This is a genomic window from Rhodomicrobium sp. Az07 (assembly GCF_018619475.1).
Classification (GTDB): Bacteria; Pseudomonadota; Alphaproteobacteria; order Rhizobiales; family Rhodomicrobiaceae; genus Rhodomicrobium.
This window is the reverse complement of record NZ_JAHFZG010000059.1, coordinates 1-397: the sequence shown is the minus strand read 5'-3', so window position 1 is coordinate 397 and position 397 is coordinate 1. Positions and strand designations below refer to the sequence as shown.

Annotated in this window: 1 protein-coding gene; it reads right to left on the bottom strand. The window is 64.0% G+C overall.

The window, feature by feature from the left end; translation table 11 throughout:
* On the bottom strand, positions 1 to 335 hold a 335-nt coding region (locus KKP04_RS15325; protein WP_215033561.1), incomplete at its 3' end, for a helix-turn-helix domain-containing protein.
* Positions 336 to 397 lie beyond the last annotated feature (62 nt).

The following is a 397-nucleotide window of genomic DNA, read 5'->3' as shown; positions in this document are numbered from 1 at the left end:
GTCATGCCGTGACGCACAAAGAAGCGGTGAAGCCCGGCTACCGAAACGGTCAGGCCGATCTCGACCAGCGCCTGGCGCAATTCTTCGAGCGAGATGTCCTTGCGCGCTTCCCAGACCGCGAAAATGTCCGCGCGGCGCTCCTCGATCCGGCGCGACCGCATGTCGCCGCCCTGAGGCTTGGGCGCGAAGCTGCCGGTTTGCCGCCTTTGTGCCTGCCAGCGGATCGCCGTCGATGGCGCCACGCCAAACCGCGCCGCTGCCGCACGGCAACTCATTCCATCATCGATCGCAGCCAGAAGCCGCGAACGCAAATCCATCGACAGAGGGTGGCCCATTCATGACTGCCTCCTTAACCAGCACGGAATCTGAATCAGAATTCGCGCCCGGTGGGAATCCC